Annotated in this window: 15 protein-coding genes; 10 read left to right on the plus strand and 5 right to left on the minus strand. The window is 29.2% G+C overall.

The features are described 5' to 3' along the window. Positions 1–16 precede the first annotated feature (16 nt). A complete protein-coding gene (gene yidC / locus HGB55_RS00390; protein ID WP_168813536.1) occupies positions 17–1,909 on the plus strand; it encodes a membrane protein insertase YidC in 1,893 nt (630 codons plus the stop codon). Between the two features lie 77 nt (positions 1,910–1,986). Continuing rightward, a complete protein-coding gene (locus HGB55_RS00395) occupies positions 1,987–2,421 on the plus strand; it encodes a hypothetical protein (protein WP_168813538.1) in 435 nt (144 codons plus the stop codon). Here HGB55_RS00395 and HGB55_RS00400 read toward each other — a convergent pair. Beyond that, entirely contained in the window at positions 2,418–3,371 is a 954-nt protein-coding gene (locus tag HGB55_RS00400; RefSeq protein WP_168813540.1) for a phosphoribosylaminoimidazolesuccinocarboxamide synthase, read from the minus strand. The genes HGB55_RS00395 and HGB55_RS00400 overlap by 4 nt on opposite strands. Before the next feature lie 55 nt (positions 3,372–3,426). Further along, positions 3,427–4,380: a PhoH family protein gene (locus HGB55_RS00405; protein WP_168813542.1), complete on the minus strand. Its 954-nt coding sequence runs from the start codon at positions 4,378–4,380 to the stop codon at positions 3,427–3,429. A 181-nt stretch (positions 4,381–4,561) separates the two neighbouring features. Here HGB55_RS00405 and HGB55_RS00410 point away from each other — a divergent pair, with 181 nt between their 5' ends. From HGB55_RS00410 to HGB55_RS00430, 5 genes are all read left to right on the plus strand, one after another. Continuing rightward, positions 4,562–5,392: an S-adenosyl-l-methionine hydroxide adenosyltransferase family protein gene (locus HGB55_RS00410; RefSeq protein WP_168813544.1), complete on the plus strand. Its 831-nt coding sequence runs from the start codon at positions 4,562–4,564 to the stop codon at positions 5,390–5,392. A gap of 23 nt (positions 5,393–5,415) precedes the next feature. Then, positions 5,416–5,712, plus strand: coding sequence for a putative quinol monooxygenase (locus HGB55_RS00415; RefSeq protein WP_168813546.1), 297 nt, complete (start codon positions 5,416–5,418; stop codon positions 5,710–5,712). 10 nt (positions 5,713–5,722) lie between these two features. Then, entirely contained in the window at positions 5,723–6,451 is a 729-nt protein-coding gene (gldF, locus tag HGB55_RS00420) for a gliding motility-associated ABC transporter permease subunit GldF (protein ID WP_168813557.1), read from the plus strand. Further along, positions 6,441–8,081 (plus strand): gliding motility-associated ABC transporter substrate-binding protein GldG, encoded by a 1,641-nt coding sequence (gene gldG, locus HGB55_RS00425; RefSeq protein WP_168813559.1) that lies wholly within the window; start codon positions 6,441–6,443, stop codon positions 8,079–8,081. Before gldF ends, gldG begins: the two co-directional genes overlap by 11 nt. A gap of 105 nt (positions 8,082–8,186) precedes the next feature. Continuing rightward, a complete protein-coding gene (locus HGB55_RS00430; RefSeq protein ID WP_168813560.1) occupies positions 8,187–9,029 on the plus strand; it encodes a DUF2911 domain-containing protein in 843 nt (280 codons plus the stop codon). A gap of 27 nt (positions 9,030–9,056) precedes the next feature. On the opposite strand, the gene HGB55_RS00435 is transcribed toward HGB55_RS00430, so the two are convergent. After that, complete coding sequence (locus HGB55_RS00435; RefSeq protein WP_168813561.1) at positions 9,057–10,727, minus strand: sodium:solute symporter; 1,671 nt, start codon at positions 10,725–10,727, stop codon at positions 9,057–9,059. A gap of 110 nt (positions 10,728–10,837) precedes the next feature. Further along, entirely contained in the window at positions 10,838–13,354 is a 2,517-nt protein-coding gene (locus HGB55_RS00440; protein ID WP_168813563.1) for a PIG-L family deacetylase, read from the minus strand. A 228-nt stretch (positions 13,355–13,582) separates the two neighbouring features. Here HGB55_RS00440 and dnaN point away from each other — a divergent pair, with 228 nt between their 5' ends. Then, on the plus strand, positions 13,583–14,701 hold the full coding sequence (gene dnaN, locus HGB55_RS00445) for a DNA polymerase III subunit beta (protein WP_168813564.1): 1,119 nt from the start codon (positions 13,583–13,585) through the stop codon (positions 14,699–14,701). A 101-nt stretch (positions 14,702–14,802) separates the two neighbouring features. On the opposite strand, the gene HGB55_RS00450 is transcribed toward dnaN, so the two are convergent. Further along, positions 14,803–16,863: a helix-turn-helix domain-containing protein gene (locus HGB55_RS00450; protein ID WP_168813566.1), complete on the minus strand. Its 2,061-nt coding sequence runs from the start codon at positions 16,861–16,863 to the stop codon at positions 14,803–14,805. Between the two features lie 268 nt (positions 16,864–17,131). On the opposite strand from HGB55_RS00450, the gene HGB55_RS00455 reads away from it, so the two are divergent. Together HGB55_RS00455 and HGB55_RS00460 are read left to right on the plus strand one after the other, a co-directional pair. Continuing rightward, positions 17,132–17,731 carry an ankyrin repeat domain-containing protein gene (locus HGB55_RS00455; RefSeq protein ID WP_168813568.1) on the plus strand — a complete coding sequence of 200 codons (600 nt, stop codon included), beginning with the start codon at positions 17,132–17,134 and terminating at the stop codon, positions 17,729–17,731. Positions 17,732–17,739: 8 nt separating this feature from the next. Then, a complete protein-coding gene (locus HGB55_RS00460; protein WP_168813570.1) occupies positions 17,740–18,846 on the plus strand; it encodes an acyltransferase family protein in 1,107 nt (368 codons plus the stop codon). Positions 18,847–18,924 lie beyond the last annotated feature (78 nt).

The raw sequence follows: 18,924 nt of genomic DNA on the forward strand, positions 1-18,924 counted from the left end.
GACATTTTAAACACACATGGAAGAAAAAAAATTCGACATCAATACACTTATAGGTTTTGTTTTAATGGGAGCTATAATGTTTTGGTGGATTTACAGCACACAACCAACCCCTGAAGAAATAGAGGCTGAGAAAAACAAAACAGAACAAGTTAAAGAAGACACAACCGTTACAAACCCAACTACTTCAGAAATAATTTTGCAAGCCGGTGATTCTGTAACTTTAGCTAAAGCCCAAACTGAATTAGGTTCATTTGCTTATTCTACAACTTTACCTTCTGCCAAAGATTCAGAAACTATTTTAGAAAATGATTTACTAAAACTGGTTATTTCAAACAAAGGAGGTCAAATTAAAGAAGCTTTAATTAAAAAATATGTTACCTACGATTCTTTACCATTATATATGATAAAAGATAACAATGCTTCTTTTAACATAAATTTTGGCACAACCGATAATAGAACTTTAAATACAAAAGACCTGTTTTTTGAACCTAGCTTAACTAAAAAAGGCGAAACACAAATACTTTCTATGAAGCTGAAAGTGTCTAACAATCAGTTTTTAGAATATCAATATGAGATAAAACCAAATGAATATATGGTTGATTTCAATATCCGTTCACAAGGTTTAAGCAATGTTTTCAATTCTTCTCAACAAATAAATTTAGATTGGAATTTAGAAGGATTCAGACACGAGAAAAGTATCAGATACGAAAATCAACAAACTGAGTTATATTATGAAAAAGATGATGAAAATATAGATTATCTGTCAATTGGCGGAGAAGATGATGCCGAAGAGAATGATGTAAACTGGATTGCATATAAACAACATTTCTTTTCATCCATTTTAATTTCAGAACAAGCTTTTGATAATATAAAACTTAAGTCTAAAACTTTAGTAGAAGATGAAGAAGTTGACACAACTTTTACAAAAGCATTCTATTTAAAAGCACCATTAGCACTACAAGGAGGTGAATTAAATTATAATATGAATTGGTATATTGGCCCAAACGATTACCAAATTCTAAAAAAATATGATAGAAATATCAAAGAAATCACAAATCTTGGTTGGGGAATTTTTGGTTTTATTAACCGAGCTGTATTTATTCCAGTTTTCAATTTCTTAAAAGGATTTATTGGAAATTACGGTATCATAATAATTCTATTAACAATTGTGGTAAGAATTATAATGTCTCCTTTAGTATACAAATCTTACTTGTCAAGTGCAAAAATGAAGGTTTTAAAACCTGAAATGGATGAAATAGCAAAAAAATATCCTAAGAAAGAAGATGCCATGAAACGTCAACAAGAAACGATGGCACTTCAAAGTAAAGCTGGTGTTAGCCCGCTTTCCGGTTGTATACCTGCGCTTATACAAGCACCGGTTTTCTTTGCCTTATTTAGATTTTTCCCTTCAAATATAGATTTACGTCAAAAAGGATTTTTATGGGCTGATGATTTATCTGCTTATGATTCTGTATTTAAATTGCCTTTTAAAATTCCATTTTATGGAGATCACATAAGTTTATTTCCAATATTGGCTTCTATTGCTATTTTCTTTTATATGAAAATGACACAAAGTCAGCAAATGAATATGCAACAACCTACACAAGAAGGTATGCCCGACATGCAAAAAATGATGAAAATGATGATGTACCTTTCTCCTATAATGATGCTGGTATTCTTCAATATGTATGCGAGTGGATTAAGTTTATACTATTTTGTATCTAACCTTCTTACCATTACAATTATGCTTGTGATTAAGAATTTTATTTTAGATGAAGATAAAATTCATGCTAAAATCCAAGAAAATAAAAAGAAACCTAAAAAAGAAAGTAAGTTTCGCCAACGTTTAAATGATGCCATGAAACAAGCACAAGAACAACAGGCTCAACAACAAAAAAGAAAAAAATAAATACTTAAATAAGTTATTTTAAAGTCTCAAAGAATAGTATTTCTTTGAGGCTTTTTTGTTATCTTTAATTTTTTATTATGACTGAACTGATTGCTAAATATAAAATATTAAAAGAACATAATTTAATAATTGAATATTACTTTGGCGATTTAGAGCTCGACTCTCTAATAAATCACAAACAAAAACTAACTTTAGATTCTGAATTTTCTCCCGGATTTAACTGCTTTATAAATTTAAAAAATGTAACATTCAAAACTACACCTGAAGATATAACAAATTTTGTTTCTTTTATAAAAGAAAAATCTTCTGTGTTTGGGAAAAGAAGAATAGCTTTAATTAAAAATTCACCTAATCAAGTAGTTTCTACTTCATTATACAAAATACTTCAGCAAGGAATGGACCAATCAGTAGAAATTTTTTCAACCTACGAAAAAGCATTAAAATGGCTAAATATTGATATCGATTCAAACGATATTATAAAAATTTTACAAAAATTAAAAACAAGTAGTTAATTTTGATTTAAAAAAGTAAGCACATTATTTTCTATTCGTTGAATAATATTTGTTAAATCGGCTTTTATAAATTTCTCTCCGGTAATATTTTCGTATAACTCAATATAGCGATTCGAAATTTCAGTAATTTTTTCTTCAGTCATTTCCGGAATTTGCTGTCCTTCTAATCCTTGAAAACCATTGGCAATTAACCACTGACGCACAAATTCTTTAGAAAGCTGTTTTTGAGCTTCTCCTCTACTTTGCCTTACTTCATAACCATCAGCATAAAAATAACGTGAAGAATCCGGTGTATGAATTTCGTCAATCAAAACAATTTTCCCTTCTTTTGTTTTACCAAATTCATATTTAGTATCAACCAGAATTAAGCCTTGTTTTGCAGCAATTTCAGTACCTCTTTCAAATAATGCTCGGGTATATTTTTCGAGAACTTCATAATCTTCTTTTAAAACAATTCCTTTGGCAATAATATCTTCTTTCGAAATATCAACATCGTGTAAACCTTTATCTTCTTTTGTTGATGGTGTTATAATTGGTTCAGGAAATTTATCGTTTTCTTTCATTCCTTCAGGCATTGGCACTCCGCACAATAGTCTTTTTCCCAACTTGTATTCACGTGCAGCATGACCAGACAAATAACCTCTTATAACCATTTCAACTTTAAATGGTTTGCACAAATGCCCTACTGCAACATTTGGATCGGGCACAGCAATAATCCAGTTTGGAACAATATCTTTTGTAGCTTCCATCATTTTAGAAGCTATCTGATTTAATATCTGCCCTTTATAAGGAATTTGTTTTGGCATAATTACATCAAAAGCCGAAAGTCTGTCAGATGCAATCATTACTAAAATTTCATCGTTTATGTTATAAACCTCCCTAACTTTACCTTTATAAACCGATTTTTGATTTGGAAAGTTAAATGCCGTGTTGTTAATTGTGTTGCTCATTACTTTTATAGAACCTTTTTATATTTTTTTTTAATAAACCAATCCTATTCGTTTATTATTCATTCCCTACTTCAATACTTTTATAAGCTGAAATTATTTTCTTAACCAATCGGTGTCTAATCACATCTTTATCATCCAAATACACAAAAGCAATTCCATCAATATCTTTTAAAGTAAGCATTGCCTCTTTTAAACCTGAAATTTGACGCTTAGGCAAATCTACTTGACCTGGATCTCCGGTTATAATAAATTTTGCATTTTTACCCATACGCGTTAAAAACATCTTCATTTGGTTATGGGTAGTATTTTGAGCTTCATCTAAAATTACAAAAGCGTTGTCTAAAGTTCTTCCTCTCATAAATGCCAAAGGTGCAATTTGAATAATCCCTTTTTCTAAATAAGAATCTAATTTTTCAAAAGGTATCATATCTCTTAAAGCATCATATAAAGGCTGCATGTAAGGGTCTAATTTTTCTTTTAAATCTCCCGGTAAAAAACCTAAATTTTCTCCCGATTCTACTGCCGGACGAGTTAAAACAATCCTTCTTACTTCTTTTTCTTTCAAAGCTTTTACTGCCAAAGCAACAGCTGTGTATGTTTTTCCGGTTCCTGCAGGGCCAATTGCAAAAAGCATATCGTTTTTATCCATCAGCTCAACCATTTTTCTCTGGTTAACTGTTTGAGCTTTAATTAACCTTCCGCTAACACCATGAACCAAAACACCATCTGCAACTTTTGAAGTTTTATGCTCATTTCCATTCGATGTTAATAAACGTTCAATACTATTTTCATCCAATTTATTATAACGATTGAAATATGCAATAAGCATTTCCAGTTTTTTTTCAAATTCGTCAAGAATTTCTGGTTCACCGTAAATTTTAAGATTTGTGCCTCTAGCTACAATTTTTAATTTTGGATAAAATTTGCGTAGTATATCTACGTTAGAATTTTGGGTTCCAAATAATTCATTTGGATTAATTTCTGTAAGTTCAATAATACGTTCGTTCAAATGGCGCGTTGTTAAGTTTTAATATAAAATTAGTTTTACAATAACCGAATATTTGATTAGATTTGCTTAACAAATGTAATAAATATCAAATTACAAAAATTAAATCTTAGTTAATAAGTTTTAAACATTTTATTAAGGATTTACTTTTGTTTTTCACTTAAATATTTACCCACATAATTATATGTCAATAATTACGCTAACTACTGATTTTGGTACAAAAGACCACTTTGTAGGCGCCATAAAAGGAACCATTTATAGTGAATTACCTGATGCTCGAATTGTTGATATATCTCACCATATATCACCTTTTAATATTACAGAAACTGCTTATATCTTAAAAAATGCTTATAAAAGCTTTCCTGAAGGAAGTATTCATATTATTGGTGTAGATTCTGAATTAAATGAAGAAAATAAACACATTGCTTTAAAACTTGATAATCATTATTTTATTTGTCCGAACAATGGCGTTATTTCATTATTAGCTTCAGAAATTAAACCCGAAAAAATTGTTGAAATAAACATACACGACAGAGTTGAAACAAGTTTTCCTGTATTACATGTTTTTGTTAAAGTTGCATGCCATATTGCAAGAGGTGGCACATTGGAAGTTATTGGTAAATTAATTCCTGAATTTAAAAAAATTGTAGAACTTCAACCTACTCTTTCGCCTGATAATAAAACTATTTATGGCAATATTATTTATGTTGATAATTATGGTAACTCCATTAGCAATATCAACAAAAAACTTTTTAATGATATTGGGAAAGGACGTAAATTTGAAGTATTAGCCAATAAATATATTTTTACAACTATTTACAATAAATACAGCGATATTGTTGATTTTTCGTTATCAAAAGATCAACGTCAAAAAGATGGCAGCAGACTAGCCCTTTTCAATTCGGCAAATTATTTAGAAATTGCAGTGTACCGTAGCAATTTAAATACTGTAGGTGGTGCAGCGTCTCTTTTAGGATTAAATTATAGAGATGTTATTACAGTAAAATTTTTATAAACCAAATACACGAAAACTAAATTATGTTTATACGAATTGTAAAAATGAGTTTTGATAATTCAAAAATTGAAACGTTCTTAAAAAACTTTAATTCTAACAAAACCAAAATACGAAACTTTGAAGGTTGTCGTTTATTAGAGTTATATAAAGACAAAAACAATTCGTCAATTTTTTTCACATATAGTTATTGGGAATCTGAAACACATTTAGAAGCCTACCGTAATTCCGATTTATTTAAAACTGTTTGGGCTAAAACCAAAGTTTTATTTAACGATAAACCACAAGCTTGGAGTGTAGATAAAATTGAAACATTACCTTAATTAAAACTAAATGATAGCTATTTTAAAAAAAGAATTAAACTCCTTTTTTTCATCACCAATAGGTTATTTGGTGATTGCTGTATATTTAATAATCAACGGATTATTTTTATGGGTATTTAAAGGTGATTTTAATATTTTACATGCAGGCTTTGCCGATTTAACCAGCTACTTTTTTTTAGCTCCATGGATTTTCATGTTTTTAATTCCGGCAATTACAATGCGCAGTTTTTCTGATGAAATTAATACCGGAACTCTCGAAATTTTAAAAACAAAACCTTTAACAAACCGGCAAATAATTTTAGGTAAATATTTTGGATCATTTACATTAGCAATCTTGGCAATTACACCAACTTTGATATATGTTTACAGCGTTTACCAACTTGGAAACCCTATAGGAAATATTGAATTTGGAACCACTTTTGGTTCATTTATTGGCTTATTATTTTTAGTAAGTGCTTATACTGCTATCGGTATTTTTTCATCAACCTTATCTAAAAATCAAATTGTTTCATTTATAGTTTCCGTTTTCATTTCTTTCATTCTATACTACGGTTTTGAAGCTGTTTCAAATTACAACTTGTTTGGAAATTTAGATTATACCGTTAAATATATTGGAATGAGCGAACATTATAACAGTTTAAGTAAAGGTGTAATTGATACACGCGATCTCATTTACTTTTTGTCGGTTACTTTTTTCTTTTTAGTATTAACCAAATTTAGAATACAACATGAGAAATAAGTATTCTAAAATAGCGGTTATTTTACTAAGTTTAATTGTATTAAATTTTGTTGGTTCAAAAATTTATAAGCGATTTGATTTAACTGAAGATCATAGATATACATTATCTGAAACAACAAAAAACATTGTTAAAAACGTTAAAGATATTATTGTTATTAAAGTTTATTTACAAGGTGATTTTCCTGCGGAATTCAAACGTTTACAAACCGAAACAAAACTACATTTAGAAGAATTAAAAGCTTTAAATAAAAACATCCAATTCAAATTTGTCAATCCTTCTGAAATTGCTCAGGAATTAATTAATGAAGGATTAGAACCAAGCCGATTAGAGGTTCAGGAAAATGGAAAATTATCAGAAATTGTTATTTTCCCTTGGGCAGTTATCAATTATAAAAACAACACCGAAACCATTCCTTTACTTAAAGATATTTTTTCTAATTCTCAAGACGAACAGTTAGAAAGTTCCATCCAAAATTTAGAATATGCTTTTGCAAATGCCATACATAAAGTAACTTCAAAAAAATCAAAAAAAATTGCAATTTTAAAAGGAAACGGTGAGTTAAACGATATTTATATAGTCGATTTTTTACAAAAATTAGGAGAATATTATTTTCTTGCTCCATTTACTTTAGATTCGGTTGAAAATCAACCTCAAAAAACACTTCAAGAGCTTTCAAAATTTGATTTGGCAATAATTGCAAAACCTACTGAAAAATTTACTGAAGAAGAAAAATACACATTAGATCAATATACAATGAATGGAGGAAAATCTTTATGGTTGATTGATAATGTACAAGCCGAATTAGACAGCTTAATGCAAACCGGAGAAAGTTTAGCTTACCCAAGAGATTTAGGTTTAACCGATTTCTTTTTCAATTATGGCATACGCATAAATTCCAATTTAATTACCGATTTATACAGCTCTCAAATTCCTTTAGTAACAGGAAATACCGGAAACAAACCTCAGTTCAGTTCATTTTTATGGAAATATTATCCATTGATAAATTCAACTAATAATCATCCAATCAATACCAACATACAAGCCGTTAATTTGCGTTTTACAAATAGTATTGACACATTAAAAAACTCCATAAAAAAAACAGTTCTGTTACAAAGTTCTAAACTCTCAAAACCCATTGGTACGCCCACTATTATTTCATTAAAAACAGTTACCGAAAAACCCGAACCTGCCAATTTTAACAACGGTAACCAACCTGTTGCAGTACTTTTAGAAGGTAACTTTAAATCGGCATACAATGGCCGTGTAAAGCCTTTTCAATTTGAATTAAATAAAAATACCGGTAGTGAAAACAAAATAATTGTAATTGCAGATGGAGATATTATTGCAAATGAAATTTCACAAGGAAAACCTCTTGAATTAGGTTTTGATAAATGGACAAACCAGCTTTTTGGCAACAAAGAATTTTTATTGAATACTGTTAATTATTTGTTGGATGACAGTGGGTTGATTAATATTCGATCAAAAAAAATAAAAATTGACTTTTTAGACAAACAAAAGGCTTACCAACAAGCCAACAAATGGCAGTTAATAAATATTATTTTTCCACTAATAATTTTAGCTATATTTGGATTCATTTTTAATTATTTCAGAAAGAAAAAATTTCAATAATTCCACTACAAACCTCATCTTAAATAATTGTTAAAGTTACATTACCTTTTTAAATAGGCTTATTAAATGTTATATTTGTTAGTATAACTTAAACTTCACACTATTATGCTAAAAAAAATTTCAATTCTAATAGTATTTATCGGTTTAATTTCTACGGTAAATGCTCAAATTAAAACGCCTCAGCCAAGTCCGGCTGCTAAGTTGGAACAAACTGTTGGTTTAACCGAAGTTTCACTGGAATATTCTCGCCCTGCAATGCGTGGTCGAACCATTTTTGGTGGTTTAGTGCCTTATGGACAAACTTGGAGAACAGGAGCAAATGTCAATACTAAAATTACTTTTGGCGATGATGTTATTATTGATGGCAAAGAATTAAAAAAAGGAACTTATGCTATCTATACCATTCCTAATAAAGATTCTTGGGAAGTTATTTTTTATACCGACGCTAACAATTGGGGAACACCTCAAAAATGGGACGATACCAAAGTTGCTTTAAAAACAACAGTAAACGTAGAATCAATGCCTATGAAAATAGAATCGTTTACCATTACTTTTGATGATGTAAATTCTAATTCTGCTGTATTGGGTTTTTTATGGGAAAACACATACGTAGGTGTTCCATTTGAAGTTCCAACTGAAAAAATTGCTTTAAAAAGCATAGAAACTGTTATGGGAGGTCCAACAGCTAACGATTATTTTCAAGCAGCATCATATTATCATACTGAAGGTAAAGATCTAAAACAAGCATTAGAATGGATGAAACTTGCAACTAAAGGAGAAAATCCTCCATTTTATTATTTACGTAGAATGAGTTTAATTCAGGCAGATTTAGGTGATAAAGCCGGTGCCATTGCAACAGCTAAAAAATCTTTGGCAGGCGCAGAAAAAGCAAATAATGCCGATTATATTAAAATGAACAAAGAATCAATTGCTCAATGGCAACAATAATTCTTTAAAAAAAACAAAAAAAGCACTTTACTCAAGTGCTTTTTTTATTTCATTTTTATTTGAAAAAGTTTGAATTAAAATTGCTATTCCCATTACCAACATACTTCCAAATAAGTTTAGCCATAAATATGGCATCCAATCGTAATTCCAACCAATTATAACAATAATTTGAGTAATAATCGCCGCAACAAAAACGGCATTGCTTTTAACAAATTTCACAAAAAATGCCAGCAAAAATATACCTAAAACATTACCATAAAAAATAGAACCAATAATATTAACCAACTGTATTAAGTTATCAAATAAATTGGCTATACACGCAATTGTTATAGCAATTATACCCCACATAAGCGTAAACCATTTTGATACTTTTACAAAGTGTTCATCATTTTTAGGTACTTTTAAATTCCGTTTATACAAATCCATTGCTGTTGTACTAGCTAAAGCATTTAGTTCTGAAGCTGTGCTGGACATAGCTGCCGATAAAATTACCGCCAACAACAAGCCTATTAATCCTTTTGGGAGATAATTTAAAATGAAGTGTATAAAGACATAGTCTTTGTCATTAGTTTCAACTGATGAGTTTGCTTTTGTTATAATTTTTTTTGCTTTTTCTCTTAATATTTTATCATTATCATTTAATGTTTGAACTGCTTCAGTATCAATAAAATTACTTAATAAAAGTTCTTTTTTACTTTCTTCAATTTGCTTATGCTGAAGTTCCAATTCCTTGTATTCCTTTGAAAACTCCGATTTAAGTACTGATTCTTTACCTGAAGGATTAAAATTCAATGGAGTATCATTAAACTGATAAAAAACAAAAACCATTACTCCTACTAACAGTATAAAAAACTGCATAGGCACTTTTAACAAACCATTAAAAACAAGCCCTAATTGCATTTCTTTTACCGATTTACCCGATAAATAACGTTGTACCTGACTTTGATCTGTTCCAAAATAAGAAAGTGCTAAAAAGCTTCCTCCTATAATTCCACTCCAAAAAGTATATCTATTTTCCAAATCAAAAGAAAAATCAAGGATATTCATTTTACCACTATCTCCTGCAATTTCCAAAGCTTTTGTAAATGTAATACCATCGGGCAAATAACTTATTATTAAAAAGAAAGCAATAAACATACCGGTAAAAATTACCGTTAATTGTTGCTTTTGTGTAACACTAACTGCTCTGGTACCTCCTGTAACAGTATAAATAATTACAAGTACACCAATTATAATATTTAGTGTATTTAAATCCCAACCTAAAACAGCCGAAAGGATAATAGAAGGAGCAAAAATAGTTATTCCGGTAGCTAAACCTCTTTGTATTAAAAATAAAATAGCTGCCAAACTGCGTGTTTTTAAATCAAATCTGGTTTCTAAATATTCGTATGCGGTAAATACTTTTAACTTGTGATATATTGGAATAAACACCAAGCAAATAACAACCATTGCTATTGGTAATCCAAAATAAAACTGAACAAATCCCATACCGCTATGAAACGCCTGCCCGGGTGTAGAAAGAAATGTAATTGCACTCGCTTGAGTAGCCATAACAGACAAACCTACAGTCCACCACTTAGCTTCACTACCTCCTTTAATATAATCAGTTACGTTTTTACTGCCACTTGTTCTCCAACTGCCATATAAAACAATAAAAATTAAAGTTCCTGAAAGTACAATCCAATCTATTAGCAGCATAATCTAAGAGAAAGTTTTCATTATTAAATAGAAAAGAAAAATATAAATTGCATTAGCAATTAAAACTAAAGTATATTCTTTTTTCCAAATGTATTTTTGCTTGTCCATTTTTAATTTTTTATAGGTTTTTCGGTGGTATTTTTCCCAACAGAAACCATGTTTGCAAACAACCTGTATGCTCCAGAGACTCCTTCGGGCAATTCTCTAAAAAAACTCAACCCGGAATATACAAAATTTCCTTTACCAAATTTAGCGACTAACAAACTTCCATTTTTTGGAGTTTCATTTTTATCGTTTATACTTAAAACAGTTTCAAAATTTGAGTCCCACTCGTTTGGAAAATACAAACCTCTTTCTTGAATCCAGCCTTCAAAATCTGCCTTTGTGATTTTATTAGGATAGTTCAAAATCTCATGATTCGGATTGATAATTCTAACTTCTGAGTTCTCATCGGTCACTCTATCATGCGATAGTTTTAACGGAAAAGGAGCTACTTGGTCAACCTCTAATCTAAAACTAGTGTTGTATTGAGTAATTAGAGTTCCGCCATTTTTAACATATTCAAACAAATCCTTTTGGTAAAATTTAGAACGAGTATTAGTATTATAAGCTCTTATTCCTAAAACTACAGCATCAAAATTCTTTAATTTCTCAAAAATAATATCATTTTCATTTAACTCAACAACAGTATATCCTATTTGACGTAAAGCTGTTGGAACATCATCTCCGGCACCGTGAATATAACCAACAAGTTGTCCTTTTTTTTGTATCTCTAACCTAACAATTTTTGCTTCAGCCGGTTTTATAACGGATTGAAAAGGAATATGATTGTAATCAATCTCAACTAATTCATTTGTATACGTTTTATTTCCAATTTCAATTATGGGAGAAATAAGTCCTTCCGATTGATTTTTAGGTGGATAAACTTCAAATTGAAAACTTTGCTCCTCACCTTTTTGGTGTAGCTTAAATTGAATATTCTCAGGAAAAACTTTCCAATTTTCAGGAATACACAAACTTATTTTTCCTTGTAAACTATCTTTCACCGATTTAACTTTTAGTGTAATTTCTCGAGAATTATTGTTAGAAAAAATATAAACTTTCTCGTTGAAAGAGGCTGAGACTTCAGGTAAAATTTCAAAAGGTTTATAAACTTCACCTTTAACAGGATCATTGTATTTGTAAACTACTTCTTTAGTGATGGGAATTTCAATACCCTTAAAATCCAATATAAAATTTACAGCTAAAGTTCTTGGTGTTTCAGGCAAACCAATAAGCTCTAAATCGGTTACTTTATACATTCCTAAAGTTCCTTTTTCTCTCAACCAATAAGGTGACGTTTCTTTTGCATTATCAGGAATTTTTATTTTATATGAAGTTTCAAACGGTTGATTATTATTAAGTTTTTGACCTATACTATTTGTAATTTCCAACGGATTTATACTTATTTTTTTAAGAATTATTTCAGCATTGCTTCTGTTAATTGCTTCAATTTTTATGGAATTTTGAGTGTTTACCGTAGCCGAAGATGAATTGGCTACCGCTTCTAAATAAAGTCCGGCACAAGCAGCTATAATTTCTTTAATCTCTTTTGATTTAATTTTTTTCCAATGTTCATCTTTTAATTGTGAAATTAACTTGTAAGCCTTAACTAAATTAGGAATACTTGCTGAAGGATTTTTAAAATCGTATTGTAGTTCTACTTTATTTAAAATAGCTGCAATTGCTTTCCCTCCATCTACTCTATTCCATGTTGTGTCAATTCCTTCAAATATTTTTTTATTGGAAGGAAAATCACCTTTTAAAAATTCTAAGTATTCGGTTTGACTTCCTCTGCTTCCTGTTGTTCCAAAACCTTGCGATTGATGTTTGCTTCTGCTTAATGAAGCTATTTCGTTATTTGACAATCCTTTTTCTGGATAAAAAGTTCCAATATCTAAACTCACTAAATTTGTTTTATCTGCTTTATCAAAATTTTCTTTACTTCCGTAAAACCACCACGAGGTATTAAAAAATAAACGTTTTGGTTGCCAAATTATATCATTTTTTGAATGTGTTTTATACGCTTTATCCGAAGCCAAATCAAAAGCTTCAACACTTAACATAGCTGATGCTGTGTGGTGCCCATGTGTACTGCCCGGAGTTCTATGGTCAAACCTATTGATAATTACATCGGGCTTAAAATTTCTTATAACTGTAACTATATCGTTTAATACCTCTTCTTTATTCCAAATTTCTAAGGTTTCATCAGGATGCTTTGAATACCCAAAATCATTGGCTCGTGTAAAAAATTGTTTTCCTCCGTCAATTTTTCTGGCTTCAAGCAACTCTTGAGTTCTAATTACACCTAATAGCTCTTTTAATTCAGAGCCTGTTAAATTTTGTCCTCCGTCACCTCTTGTTAAACTTAAATATGCAGTTTGGGCTTTTACATCATTAGAAAAATAAGATATCAAATTTGTGTTTTCATCATCAGGGTGAGCCGCTACATACAAAACACTTCCTAAAAAATTTAACTTTTGAATGGACTCAAATATTTCGCTCGAATTTGGTTTTTTGGGGGCTTGTGCTATACTATAAATAGTGAAAATAGATATAAGCAGTAAACTTAAAACAGTTTTTTTCATAAAAAGTTTTATTTTTAGAAGTAAAACAAATATAAAATTAAATTTACTCCTTTAAAGTTTTTTGTTTTTATATTAACATAATTATAACTTTTTAGATTATCTATATCTAAACCACTATTAATGATAATTTTAGAGCACAAACACCTTAATTTAACTGTTGATAAATAACTTTTTGAAAACAACATATTTAGAATATATTTGTAATTCATTCTATTAAAATAATCGTAAATGAAATTTATAGTATCAAGTAGTCAATTATTAAAACAACTTCAAGTATTAGGAGGCGTAATTAACAATAGTAATACGTTACCAATCTTAGATAATTTCTTATTTGAATTAAATGAAAACGAGTTAAAAATATCGGCCTCTGATTTAGAAACAACAATGAGTACAACTATTGAAGTTGAGTCTGACTCGGAAGGTTCTGTAGCTATTTCAGCACGCTTATTATTAGAAACGTTAAAAACATTTCCTAACCAACCATTAACATTTAAAACTGAAGAAAATAATACAGTTGAGATAAGTTCCAGTCAAGGTAAATATGATATGGCTTATTTTGACGGGCAAGAGTTTCCAAAAGCAGTTTCAATTGAATCTCCAAGTAGCACAATTATACCCGGAAGTATTTTAGCAACAGCTATTTCAAAAACTATTTTTGCAGCCGGAAATGATGATTTAAGACCAGTAATGAGTGGTGTATTTTTTCAATTTAATTCTGAAAGCTTAACATTTGTTGCAACTGATGCACATAAATTGGTTAAATATTCAAGAACCGATGTAACTGCTAATGATACTGCTGAGTTTATAATGCCAAAAAAACCACTAAATTTATTAAAAGGAATTTTAGGTGGTACTGATAGTGATGTTACAATTGAGTACAACGATGCAAACGCTAAATTTACTTTTGATAATGTAGTATTAGTTTGTAGATTAATTGATGGGAAATACCCTAATTATGAAGCGGTTATTCCTAAAGAAAATCCAAATAAATTAACTGTTGACAGAGGTACTTTTTTAAATTCAGTAAAACGTGTTTCTATTTTTTCAAGTAAAACCACGCATCAAATTCGTTTAAAAATGGCCGGTACAGAGTTAAACATATCAGCAGAAGATATTGATTACTCTAACAAAGCTGAGGAGCGTTTAGTATGTGAATACCAAGGAGATGATATGCAAATAGGCTTTAACTCGCGCTTTTTAACAGAAATGCTTAGCAACTTAACTTCGGATGAAGTTTTAATTGAAATGTCGTTACCAAACAGAGCCGGAATTTTAACACCAATTGATGGTGTTGATGAAGGAGAATACATTACAATGCTTGTAATGCCGGTAATGCTTAATAGTTAAAATATTTAAGAAATTTTATATAAAAAAACCACAGCTTTTAGTTGTGGTTTTTTATTATCATTTTTTTTTAGGAATGCAATTTATACATAAAACTATAGGAACTAAAGTAAATCTTTTTCTTTAAGAGAGTTTTTTATTTCTTCATGATTTTTCCAAAATTTAGTTTCAATTTCATTAAATATTTTTTTGAATTCAGGTACGTTTTTAATGTTATCTACTAATGGTTCCAGTTTAAAGAAAAGTAGTACCCAATATTGGAAATTATCTTCTTTTGCAAATAACTTTAAATGATTAATTGATTTTTTTTGATCGTTTTTATAAGCATAGTAAACAGCTAAACTTAAATGCTTGTATATAGATTCATCATTTTTAGCGTACTCAAAATAACTATTTAAAAGTTTTTGTGACTTCACTTTCTCTCCCATTTGTTCATATACATAACCAATTTTTGAATTTTCATGCTTATAAATATCTAATTTTTGGGTTTCCCTTATTGTAATAAATTTATTATAATATTTATAAGAGTTTTTATAATCTCTCATGTAATAATAAATTTTTCCAATTTCCTGCATAATATCCAAGCGTGTAGTGTCTTTTTGAAATTCTTTAATTAACAGTTTTTGTGTTTGTTGTAAATCTTTATTTTTAGCAAATAAAACATACGCTTTTACATATTCTGAATATAAATTTTTAGGATTGTAATCTAAAGATTTATTAACATTTATAATAGCTTCTTCTACAAAACCAGTTTGTATAAATGCGTTACTTATGTGCAAATAAATATAGCTGGCAGTAATGGAATCGTTGGCCGCAATATCTAATTGAGCGCCTTTTAAAGCATATTCAAGATATTTTTGGGTATTTGGCATATAGCTTGTGTAAAAATCTGACAATAAATTAATAATAAACGCTGAATTTGGGCTAAATTCTAACGCTTTCTCTAAATAAGGAACTGCCATTTTGTATTCAGAAATATTCATATAAGAAAGTGCTTTTGCAATTAAACTTTCAGGTTGTTTAGGGTCTAATAACATGGCCTTTTCAGTATACTCATTTATTAAAGCTGTATGCTGTTTTTCAGATTGAAAAAGGTCTAAATAATAATATGCGATGGCAATATCGGCATAGGCGCGTGTAAATTTATTATCATGTGCTATGGCTTGCTTAAAATAAGGAATAGCTTTTAGTAAGCCTTCGGCAGTTTCTTTATGAAAATGATCTAAACCTTTTAAAAAATAATCATAGGCAACAGGGTTATTTGTTGGTAGTTTGTCAATTCTTTCCTCTTCTTCAGGTGTAATAATAACTTCAATTCTATCAGCAATATTTTTGGCTACCTCATTTTGTAGTTTAAAAATATCTGTTACTTGTTTATTGTATTGTTCTGCCCATAAATGATTATCACTTGAAGCTTCAATTAATTGAATATTCAGTAAAATTTTATCACCAATTTTTTGTCCGCTTCCTTCAACAAAATAATTAACATTTAACTCTTTTGCCAATTCAGGAATTGTTTTAGAACTGTTTCTATACTTTTCTACAGAAGTTCTGCTTATAACTTTTAAATCTTCAATTTTTTGCAGATTTGCAAGAATAGATTCCATTACTCCATTGATAAAATAAACATTTGTAGAATCGTTACTGTCGTTTTTAAAGGGTAGTACCGCTATAGACTTTTTAACGTTTATTTTTGTCGAAGCATTTTGTTTAAATATGTTGAATAATGCAATAAACACAATAAAAAATAAAATAGCTAAAGTAATTAAGATAACATTCCTTTTCTTAGTTGTTTTCTCCGTTTGAATTAAATTATTTTCGGGCAATTTTTTAGTATCAACTTCACCGGGCGGATATCCATAAAAATCTCTAAAGCACTTAATAAAATAAGATGTACTTCCAAAACCAACTTTGTAAGATACTTCCGAAACAGTAAATGAATCTTGTTTTAGCAGGTCCATAGCGTTTTTTAAACGCACCTGCCTTATAAACTGACTAACAGATAAATTTGTTTGCTTTTTAATTTTTCGAAGTAAATTAGAACGACTCATTCCAATTTCACTTGCAAGTTCAGAAACTCCAAATTGTTCATTTGAAATATTATCCTCTATAATTTCAGTAAGCTGACTTAGAAAATCATTTTCAGTAGATTGCAAATCTGACATTATCATTAAAATTTAAACCGAAATTAGACATTTTTTTGAAAAGATACGAATTATTAAAGTTGAATCTATGATTGTAAATAAGCCACATTAAAAATTACTGTTTTTAGACTTTTTTTGACACTTGCGTCATAATTTATATTCATTCGTCATAGTTTACAAGGGTTTCATTAAAATTTATATTCTCTTTCTTTTTTTTGATTAGTGCTGCATCAACGTTTAACAGACCTTTACGCCATAGAAAAAAGTTAAACTTTAAAACAAATCAAAAATGAAAATACTTAAGATTAATTTAAAAAAATCAGTAACAGCAGTACTAGTAATAACTGCTTTAATTATCAATGTTTCGTGTAAAGAAAAAAACGAAAAATCAGACAAAGATAAAATAGAAAATTCAGTTTCAAAAACTGAGATAAAAGCTCCAACTGAAGACATTTTAACTGCAACTTTTTTAGGTAACCTTAAAGTTGTAGAACAACATATAAATGCCGGTACAGATTTAAATAAAAAAGACCAATATGGTTCTACACCTCTTATTGTAGCAGCTACCTTTGGAAAAACCGATGTTGCCAAAGCTTTAATTAACGGAGGTGCAAATTTAAATTTAACAGGAGGAGATGGTTCTACTGCATTGCATACTTCAGCTTTCTTATGTCGAACTGAAATTGTGGAAGCTTTAATAAAAGCCGGAGCCGATAAAAATTTAAAAAACAACTATGGTTCTACAGCTTTAGAGTCAGTTTTGGCACCTTTCGAAAATGTTAAACCAATTTATGAGCAATTTAATAAAAATTTAGGACCTATGGGTTTAAAGCTTGATTATACGTATTTGGAAAAAACAAGACCTATAATTGCTAACTTATTAAAATAATAAAAATAATGTCAGGTTCAATAAGAAGATATGATATAGATTGGTTAAGAGTAATTGCTATTGGTTTACTTTTAATATACCACATTACAATTGTTTTTCAACCTTGGGGAGTATTTATAGGGTTTATTCAAAGTGATAAGCCCTTAAATTCTCTTTGGATACCAATGTCTATGCTAAATGTTTGGAGAATTCCACTACTATTTTTTGTGTCAGGAATGGGTGTTTGTTTCGCTATAAAAAAGAGAAATTGGAAACAATTAATAACTGAAAGGTCGAGAAGAATTTTATTACCATTTATTTTCGGTATATTTTTTATAGTTCCAATACACTTTTTAATATGGCAATTTTATTACAGTCAGGATGTGTCATATGTATTAAATAGAAGTCATTTGTGGTTTTTGGGGAATATATTTGTTTACGTACTAGTTTTGTCTCCATTGTTCTTTTATTTAAAGAGAATTGAAGGTAGTTTATTAGGAAATAAAATAAAAAAGTTATTTGGTAATCCATTAGGTTTTTTACTAATATTAACTTCTTTCGTTATTGAAACGTTTATTGTTAAAATTGAATCTTTTGAATTATATGCTATGACTTCTCACGGATTTTTTTTAGGATTATTAGCATTTCTATTTGGTTTCTTATTAATATTCAGCGAAACTTATTTTTGGAATTCAGTTCTTAAATGGAGATGGGTTTTAGTAATTGTAGCGTCATTACTTTTCTCAGTTCGCTTGTTTTATTTTGAGTTGGTAAATGCACCAAATTATTTAAAGGCTGTTGAGTCTTGTTTTTGGGTATTTACTGTATTTGCGTTTGGTTATAGATATCTCAACCATCAAAGTAAAACTTTAAGTTATTTAAGTCAAGGAGCTTATCCCATTTATATAGTTCATATGATTTTTCTATTTTTAGGATCGTATTTAATTATACCTCTAAATATCCCTACAATATTAAAATTCATTTTACTTATAGTTTTTACTATTATAGGATGCTTTGCTTTATACGAATTTATAATTAAGCGCGTAAAAATATTAAGACTTTTTTTTGGTTTGAAAAATGAATATAGCAATACTCATCTTTTGAATAAACTTAGAATTAATTTCAATAATAATTAAAAAGAATTTTAACTTCAATTAATAAACCTACATGCAATGCTAAACAGTTAAAATATTTTACATAAACTTACTAAAAAT

It is taken from the genome of Lutibacter sp. B1 (genome assembly GCF_012524075.1).
GTDB lineage: Bacteria > Bacteroidota > Bacteroidia > Flavobacteriales > Flavobacteriaceae > Lutibacter.